The organism is Pseudalkalibacillus hwajinpoensis (assembly GCF_015234585.1).
Classification (GTDB): Bacteria; Bacillota; Bacilli; order Bacillales; family Guptibacillaceae; genus Guptibacillus; species Guptibacillus hwajinpoensis_B.
Genome location: NZ_JADFCM010000004.1, coordinates 85,620 through 93,122, shown reverse-complemented (window position 1 = coordinate 93,122; position 7,503 = coordinate 85,620). Strand labels below are relative to the sequence as shown.

The following is a 7,503-nucleotide window of genomic DNA, read 5'->3' as shown; positions in this document are numbered from 1 at the left end:
CGAAAGGCGTAGGCGATGGATAACAGGTTGATATTCCTGTACCACCTCCTTTCCGTTTGAACGACGGGGGGACGCAGAAAGATAGGGAGAGCGCGCTGCTGGAAATGCGCGTCCAAGCGATTAGGCTGGTGAATAGGCAAATCCGTTCACCGTGAGGCTGAGTCGTGATGGCGAGGGAAATTTAGTACCGAAGTCCTTGATTCTACGCTGCCAAGAAAAGCCTCTAGTGAGGAAAAAGGTGCCCGTACCGCAAACCGACACAGGTAGGCGAGGAGAGAATCCTAAGACGATCGGGAGAACTCTCGTTAAGGAACTCGGCAAAATGACCCCGTAACTTCGGGAGAAGGGGTGCTTCCTCGGGTTTATAGCCCAGGGGAGCCGCAGTGAAAAGATCCAAGCGACTGTTTAGCAAAAACACAGGTCTCTGCAAAGCCGTAAGGCGAAGTATAGGGGCTGACACCTGCCCGGTGCTGGAAGGTTAAGAGGAGGGGTTATCCCTTACGGGAGAAGCTCTGAATCGAAGCCCCAGTAAACGGCGGCCGTAACTATAACGGTCCTAAGGTAGCGAAATTCCTTGTCGGGTAAGTTCCGACCCGCACGAAAGGTGCAACGACTTGGATACTGTCTCAACGAGAGACCCGGTGAAATTATAGTACCTGTGAAGATGCAGGTTACCCGCGACAGGACGGAAAGACCCCATGGAGCTTTACTGTAGCCTGATATTGGATTTTGGTACAGCTTGTACAGGATAGGTAGGAGCCATAGAAGTCGGACCGCCAGGTTCGATGGAGGCGTCGGTGGGATACTACCCTGGCTGTACTGACATTCTAACCCAGCACCGTGATCCGGTGCGGAGACAGTGTCAGGTGGGCAGTTTGACTGGGGCGGTCGCCTCCTAAAGTGTAACGGAGGCGCCCAAAGGTTCCCTCAGAATGGTTGGAAATCATTCGCAGAGTGTAAAGGCACAAGGGAGCTTGACTGCGAGACCTACAAGTCGAGCAGGGACGAAAGTCGGGCTTAGTGATCCGGTGGTTCCGCATGGAAGGGCCATCGCTCAACGGATAAAAGCTACCCTGGGGATAACAGGCTTATCTCCCCCAAGAGTCCACATCGACGGGGAGGTTTGGCACCTCGATGTCGGCTCATCGCATCCTGGGGCTGAAGTAGGTCCCAAGGGTTGGGCTGTTCGCCCATTAAAGCGGTACGCGAGCTGGGTTCAGAACGTCGTGAGACAGTTCGGTCCCTATCCGTCGCGGGCGCAGGAAATTTGAGAGGAGCTGTCCTTAGTACGAGAGGACCGGGATGGACACACCGCTGGTGTACCAGTTGTTCCGCCAGGAGCATAGCTGGGTAGCTACGTGTGGAAGGGATAAGTGCTGAAAGCATCTAAGCATGAAGCCCCCCTCGAGATGAGATTTCCCACAGCATTTAGCTGGTAAGATCCCTTAGAGATGATGAGGTAGATAGGTTCGGGGTGGAAGCGTGGCAACACGTGGAGCTGACGAATACTAATCGATCGAGGGCTTAACCTAAACGAAAAGCGAAGTAAGCCGTTTAAATCCGACAAGCGTTGGAGGCTTTTGAATCAGACGCGCTGTTTGCGTCAGAATCAAAAGGTGAAACGATCGAGGATTTGGCTTACGTAGCTGGACATATTGGAAGTTGTGCGTGCTATCTAGTTTTCAGGGAATGAAATTTTCCTTGAAAAACATGATGAAATATAGTATGATATATTTTGTCGCTGGGAAATCACGAAAGTGAAATCCAGTTCTTAGTCTGGTAATGATGGCGAAGAGGTCACACCCGTTCCCATGCCGAACACGGAAGTTAAGCTCTTCAGCGCCGATGGTAGTTGGGGGATCTCCCCCTGCAAGAGTAGGACGTTGCCAGGCTGATATTATTCCACAGTAGCTCAGTGGTAGAGCTATCGGCTGTTAACCGATCGGTCGTAGGTTCGAATCCTACCTGTGGAGCCATGGAGAGCTGTCCGAGTGGCCGAAGGAGCACGATTGGAAATCGTGTAGACGGTCAAAGCCGTCTCGAGGGTTCGAATCCCTCGCTCTCCGCCACTAGCATACATAATAGCAGCAAGGGCCCGTTGGTCAAGCGGTTAAGACACCGCCCTTTCACGGCGGTAACACGGGTTCGAATCCCGTACGGGTCACCATTATATATCATTTCTACTTTGTGGAGGATTAGCTCAGCTGGGAGAGCATCTGCCTTACAAGCAGAGGGTCGGCGGTTCGAGCCCGTCATCCTCCACCATTCTCTAAGGTCCCGTGGTGTAGCGGTTAACATGCCTGCCTGTCACGCAGGAGATCGCGAGTTCGATTCTCGTCGGGACCGCCATTTATATTTTAATATTATCGCGGGGTGGAGCAACAAGCGATGCTTCCTTGAAACAGCAACGAGTTGTTTCGACGGATACGCTTCGAAGCATAACCTTGTAGAGAAAGAAACAGCGCACAGCGTAATGAGCAGGTGCAGCATTATTACATTCACATTATCGCGGGGTGGAGCAGTTCGGTAGCTCGTTGGGCTCATAACCCAAAGGTCGCAGGTTCAAATCCTGCCCCCGCAACCAATTAATTTTATCTGCGTTGAGTATTCATCGTTACTAAAATTAAAATGTAGTCCTGTTAAGGGCAACCAATTATATTTTAAACATGGCTCTGTAGCTCAGTCGGTAGAGCAGTGGACTGAAAATCCACGTGTCGGCGGTTCGATTCCGTCCGGAGCCACCATGTTGCCGGTCTAGCTCAATTGGTAGAGCAACTGACTTGTAATCAGTAGGTTGGGGGTTCAAGTCCTCTGGCCGGCACCATTTTCTCGAAATGAGATCAAATTCCATTGCACTTTCATAAAATGTGTATTACAATGGTAATTGTCAATTTGGAGGGGTAGCGAAGTGGCTAAACGCGGCGGACTGTAAATCCGCTCCCTCAGGGTTCGGCGGTTCGAATCCGTCCCCCTCCACCATCTTGATAGGGGTATAGTTTAAAGGTAGAACAGAGGTCTCCAAAACCTCCGGTGTGGGTTCGAGTCCTACTACCCCTGCCAATTTCAAATTTTTATGGCGGTTGTGGCGAAGTGGTTAACGCACCGGATTGTGATTCCGGCATTCGTGGGTTCAATTCCCATCAGCCGCCCCATTTTTGGGCTATAGCCAAGCGGTAAGGCAACGGATTTTGATTCCGTCATGCGCTGGTTCGAATCCAGCTAGCCCAGCCATTTTTTGTTGCGGAAGTAGTTCAGTGGTAGAACATCACCTTGCCAAGGTGGGGGTCGCGGGTTCGAATCCCGTCTTCCGCTCCATTTTAAAAAGGCGGCATAGCCAAGTGGTAAGGCACGGGTCTGCAAAACCCTTACGCCCCGGTTCAAATCCGGGTGCCGCCTCCAATCTTAATATTTTTTCTTAAAAGTCCTGCCGGAGTGGCGGAATTGGCAGACGCACAGGACTTAAAATCCTGCGGAGGGTGTACCTCCGTGCCGGTTCGAGCCCGGCCTCCGGCACCACTTATTTTTCTGCCTGAATTGAATATGGTATTTTGCCGGTGTGGCGGAATTGGCAGACGCGCACGACTCAAAATCGTGTTCCGAGAGGAGTGTCGGTTCGAACCCGACCACCGGTACCATTACATACGTTATTTCAAGACTTCAACGTTCTCGTTGAGGTCTTTTTTATATGTTTTAATTTTCTTGTCTATGCTAACAATAGTTTTCAATGACTCACTGAGCAAATTCCTGCTCATTTAAAAGTAGAGGTGATAAAATACAAGTATAAGATAGATAAAACAATTTACTGAAAGAGTGATTCGATGAGAATTGAAGTATGGTCTGATTTCGTATGTCCATTTTGTTATATAGGAAAAAGACGTCTTGAAAGTGCGCTTCAGGCTTTTCCACAGCGTGATAAAGTAGAAGTTGTCTTTAAAAGCTTTGAACTCGATCCTAATGCGAAAGAATCGGATGGGGAAAGCATGGCTGAGCTTCTAGCAGCGAAATACAATGTCAGTCTAGAACAAGCTCAGGGTATGTGTGAGAATATGAGGCAGCAAGCTGCTGGAGAAAACCTAACGTATGATTTTGATAAAATGATTCCAACGAATTCATTTGATGCCCATCGTCTTGTTCACTATGCGACAGAGCATGGTAGAAGTAATGAAATGTCAGAACGTCTCTTTTATGCCTTCTTTACCGAATCGAAAAATATTGGTGATCATGAAACGCTTGCATCACTTGGTGAAGAACTTGGGCTAGACGCTGCGGATATAAAACGTATGCTAGGAACTGAAGAATTTACGAAAGAAGTTCGCAACGATGAAGCAATGGGAAGTCAGCTTGGCATTCAGGGCGTACCGTTCTTTGTATTTGACGGTAAATATGCCGTGTCAGGTGCTCAGCCTGTAGAAATGTTTGAACAGGCCATTGAGAAGGCCTGGGGAGAAGGAAATAAGCTTGAAGTAGTCGGTGGCAATGCAGAAGCCTGTTCTGCTGACTCTTGTGATCTTCCTAAATAAAACGTAAAAAAGCTCTCTTATTGTAAAGAGAGCTTTTTTTTATGCGTCTGTATTTTCTTGTTTAATCGTTTTGTAAGCTGAATCAAGGTTGCGAATGCGACGAACTATTTCTGAGTTTTTGTTAAGGTTGTCATAGATCATTGACGAAACAACTGAACGATAATAGCTATTCATTGCTTCTAATTTTGAAAATACATCACGATTCTTTTGTATGTATTGGCGAAAATTTTCTTCGAAAAATGGTGTTGAGAATGGTTCCATATGATTTCTCCTTTCTGTCTGTCATTCTGATTATAGGGTGATCGTCATCAGGACGTCAAACGGATTATGAAGAGTGAAATTCTATTAGATCTGCCGTGATGAGAGACGTTTGTAAAGAAAATATGAGAAATGTGTTGTTTCTTTCATATATTCTGTGGTATTCTATCTACATCAGCGAGGATTGTAGAAATTCCTCGAATTTTCACCATTTACCCAACGCAGTGTTTCGTTAAAATTAACGAAGCGTTGCGTTTTTTTATGTCTGCTTTCTTTAACTTGAAACCCCGCTTAAGAAGTCTCCTCCGTGAATTTGATTAAACATTTCTGCTGAGGCAGTTACAAGCTTTTCTCCTTCTGAAACGGGGAGCGAAGGTTGAAGATAGAAAAGTTGAATGGCATGCTTGGTTTCTTCCGTTATAGCCGTTCGCTTAGAATCAACGATAGGACTTCCGAAAGCTCCCTTGTGATCAAGTGAGAGGATTTTGTTGTTGAAGCTTACCTCACGTCCATTTAAGCCCTCATATGCAGTCGTCTCACTTCCAATGTCGATTGTAATATCTCCTTCAACTTGATCAAGATCATAGATCCCAATTGGAATTTTGTATTGAAGCGACAGAAGATTGTTGATGTCTGCAGCAGAGTGAACGAGAGGTAGCGAAGTCCCTTTTTTTAACCGGCGTAATAGGGCTTCTGAGGACGGTCGGTATTTGGCGGGATCAGTCCCGAACTTTTTGAAAATGGAACGCCACTCTGAGATAGCAGGAAATGTGAGCAGGTCTGTCTGTTCAAGATCCATCATCATTGTTTCCTGATAGAATTGAAAGCGACCGCGCACCATTTGCGGCGACTTTTCAACAACGATATTATGGTAAATAGCATAACCAATTTTAAAATCAGGATATGTCTTTTTAATCATTGGAGCGAGAGTTATATTGGGCATCACACTTTTCTCCTAACATCTAATTTTTCGTTCATTTTATCATATACCTAAATTTGAAGCTTATAAGGAGGCTTGCCTCATTTATGAATAAACTTAGAAAACAGTTAGAGCGTATTGATGGAAAAGGATATAAAGCATATAAAGACATTAGTGGGCACTATGATTTTGTGGATTACACCCTTTACATCGACTATGTCCAGGGAGACCCTTTTGCTAGTCCTTCTCGGATAAGAATCATCGCCCCACGCAAGAAAACGATCGTAGAGCCTGAGTGGTTCGATTCGGCTGTAAGAAGAGTTCGAACAGAAGATATGATTGCTAGAAAAGTAGGAGATGCCATTAGAAGGACTGAGAGGCATGCGAAAGGCACTGGGAAAAGTGGATTGGTCTCAATCGATATACCGGGTCAAAAGGTTATTGAGAGGGCAGCAGTGAGCGTGACAGAGGAATCTATTACGATTTGTCTATCAATAGGATTACCTGCACAAGGCAGAAAAGTCCTTGGCAGACAGGCTATAAACTTGCTTCTGCATCAGCTGCCAGACATTGTGAAGAATTCTGTTTTTGCATTAAGCAAACAAATAATCTTAGAGGCATTGCATTTAGCAGACCAACAAGAGGCCATTCGTGAACACCTTACCCAAAACGGATATGTCGGATTTGTAGCGAATGGATCTATATTACCCCGTGAGAGCGGAATAAGCGATCGTCCTATGAAAAATGAGGCAGTGCAATTCGAATCACCTAAAAGCATGGAAGTGTCTTTAACAATTCCACACCGTACTGAGCCATTACAAGGAATGGCTGTTAAGGAAGGTATTACATTAATTGTTGGCGGTGGTTATCATGGAAAGAGTACCCTCTTGCATGCAATGGAGCATGGCGTATATGATCATATTTTAGGGGATGGTAGAGAGTATGTTATTACAAACCACCAGGCAATGAAAATTCGCTCTGAAGATGGTCGGAAGGTAACTGGAGTAGACATCTCGCCATTTATAAACAATCTCCCATATGGAAAAGATACGCGTTCTTTCACATCTGAGAATGCCAGTGGAAGTACGTCCCAGGCGGCCAATATCATTGAGGCGATCGAAGCGGGTTCAGATACGTTATTAATTGATGAAGATACAAGCGCGACTAATTTTATGATTCGAGACTATCGAATGCAGCAGTTAGTTGCGAAAGAGAAAGAACCCATTACACCGTTCATTGATCGTGTGAAGCAACTACGTACAGAACATCATATATCAACCGTACTTGTCATGGGCGGATCTGGAGACTACTTTGATGTAGCTGATCAGGTGATTTTAATGGAGAACTACCTTCCATACGACGTAACGGATCAAGCTCGATCAATCGTAAAAGAATCGGAACGCAGACATGAAGGTGGAGAAAGATTTGGAGAGGCAAGAAAGAGAGTACCTGAGCAGAGTAGCTTAAACAGTAAAAAGGGAAAGAAATCGAAAGTGACAGCTCGCGGATTGCATCATATTCAATTTGGGAATACAGATGTTTCACTTCTTCAAATAGAACAGCTTGTAGATCCCAGTCAAACGCGTTTTGCTGCTGACGTCCTTCATTTTCTGGAAAGAAATCATAAGTTAGGAGAAAAGTCGATTCCAGAACTTCTTGATTTCATTGATCAGAAAATAAACGCAGAGGGACTTGGTTCTTTTTCTCTATATAAGAATCAGCATCCAGGAGATATTGCTCGAATTAGAAGAACAGAAATGGCGGCCATTTTAAATCGAATTCGAACGCTAAGAATTAAATAAAACA

At 45.7% G+C, this 7,503-nt stretch carries 4 protein-coding genes, 16 tRNA genes and 2 rRNA genes; 20 read left to right on the top strand and 2 right to left on the bottom strand.

What is annotated here, in order from left to right; translation table 11 throughout:
• From IQ283_RS10150 to IQ283_RS10060, 19 genes are all read left to right on the top strand, one after another.
• Window positions 1-1,532, top strand: a 23S ribosomal RNA gene (locus IQ283_RS10150); the annotation flags it as partial.
• A 243-nt stretch (window positions 1,533-1,775) separates the two neighbouring features.
• Window positions 1,776-1,892 (top strand): 5S ribosomal RNA (gene rrf / locus IQ283_RS10145).
• A gap of 9 nt (window positions 1,893-1,901) precedes the next feature.
• Window positions 1,902-1,976: transfer RNA gene (locus IQ283_RS10140), tRNA-Asn, on the top strand.
• Between the two features lies 1 nt (window position 1,977).
• Window positions 1,978-2,069, top strand: a tRNA-Ser gene (locus tag IQ283_RS10135).
• A gap of 23 nt (window positions 2,070-2,092) precedes the next feature.
• Window positions 2,093-2,167: transfer RNA gene (locus IQ283_RS10130), tRNA-Glu, on the top strand.
• Between the two features lie 22 nt (window positions 2,168-2,189).
• Window positions 2,190-2,265: transfer RNA gene (locus IQ283_RS10125), tRNA-Val, on the top strand.
• Between the two features lie 8 nt (window positions 2,266-2,273).
• Window positions 2,274-2,349 (top strand) — tRNA-Asp (locus IQ283_RS10120).
• Between the two features lie 158 nt (window positions 2,350-2,507).
• Window positions 2,508-2,584: transfer RNA gene (locus tag IQ283_RS10115), tRNA-Met, on the top strand.
• An 84-nt stretch (window positions 2,585-2,668) separates the two neighbouring features.
• Window positions 2,669-2,744, top strand: a tRNA-Phe gene (locus IQ283_RS10110).
• A 4-nt stretch (window positions 2,745-2,748) separates the two neighbouring features.
• Window positions 2,749-2,824, top strand: a tRNA-Thr gene (locus IQ283_RS10105).
• A gap of 70 nt (window positions 2,825-2,894) precedes the next feature.
• A tRNA-Tyr gene (locus IQ283_RS10100) sits at window positions 2,895-2,979 on the top strand.
• Window positions 2,980-2,986: 7 nt separating this feature from the next.
• Window positions 2,987-3,060, top strand: a tRNA-Trp gene (locus IQ283_RS10095).
• A gap of 16 nt (window positions 3,061-3,076) precedes the next feature.
• A tRNA-His gene (locus IQ283_RS10090) sits at window positions 3,077-3,152 on the top strand.
• A 4-nt stretch (window positions 3,153-3,156) separates the two neighbouring features.
• A tRNA-Gln gene (locus IQ283_RS10085) sits at window positions 3,157-3,231 on the top strand.
• A 9-nt stretch (window positions 3,232-3,240) separates the two neighbouring features.
• Window positions 3,241-3,315: transfer RNA gene (locus IQ283_RS10080), tRNA-Gly, on the top strand.
• Between the two features lie 9 nt (window positions 3,316-3,324).
• Window positions 3,325-3,399: transfer RNA gene (locus IQ283_RS10075), tRNA-Cys, on the top strand.
• Between the two features lie 27 nt (window positions 3,400-3,426).
• Window positions 3,427-3,516: transfer RNA gene (locus IQ283_RS10070), tRNA-Leu, on the top strand.
• A 34-nt stretch (window positions 3,517-3,550) separates the two neighbouring features.
• Window positions 3,551-3,635 (top strand) — tRNA-Leu (locus IQ283_RS10065).
• Between the two features lie 183 nt (window positions 3,636-3,818).
• Window positions 3,819-4,520: a DsbA family oxidoreductase gene (locus IQ283_RS10060; protein WP_194220059.1), complete on the top strand. Its 702-nt coding sequence runs from the start codon at window positions 3,819-3,821 to the stop codon at window positions 4,518-4,520.
• Between the two features lie 39 nt (window positions 4,521-4,559).
• Here IQ283_RS10060 and yvfG read toward each other — a convergent pair whose 3' ends face one another.
• Together yvfG and IQ283_RS10050 are read right to left on the bottom strand one after the other, a co-directional pair.
• Window positions 4,560-4,781, bottom strand: coding sequence for a protein YvfG (yvfG, locus tag IQ283_RS10055; RefSeq protein ID WP_098446367.1), 222 nt, complete (start codon window positions 4,779-4,781; stop codon window positions 4,560-4,562).
• 271 nt (window positions 4,782-5,052) lie between these two features.
• Window positions 5,053-5,721, bottom strand: coding sequence for a B3/B4 domain-containing protein (locus tag IQ283_RS10050; RefSeq protein ID WP_194220058.1), 669 nt, complete (start codon window positions 5,719-5,721; stop codon window positions 5,053-5,055).
• 83 nt (window positions 5,722-5,804) lie between these two features.
• Here IQ283_RS10050 and IQ283_RS10045 point away from each other — a divergent pair, with 83 nt between their 5' ends.
• Window positions 5,805-7,499, top strand: a complete 1,695-nt coding sequence (locus IQ283_RS10045) for an ABC-ATPase domain-containing protein (protein ID WP_194220057.1) — start codon at window positions 5,805-5,807, stop codon at window positions 7,497-7,499.
• The last annotated feature ends 4 nt before the right edge of the window (window positions 7,500-7,503 follow it).

What these genes read in the sequence shown, in the direction of transcription:
- IQ283_RS10060 (WP_194220059.1), top strand. Translation starts at nt 3,819, where the DNA reads ATGAGAATTGAAGTATGGTCTGATTTCGTATGTCCATTTTGTTATATA.
- yvfG (WP_098446367.1), bottom strand. Translation starts at nt 4,781, where the DNA reads ATGGAACCATTCTCAACACCATTTTTCGAAGAAAATTTTCGCCAATAC.
- IQ283_RS10050 (WP_194220058.1), bottom strand. Translation starts at nt 5,721, where the DNA reads ATGCCCAATATAACTCTCGCTCCAATGATTAAAAAGACATATCCTGAT.
- IQ283_RS10045 (WP_194220057.1), top strand. Translation starts at nt 5,805, where the DNA reads ATGAATAAACTTAGAAAACAGTTAGAGCGTATTGATGGAAAAGGATAT.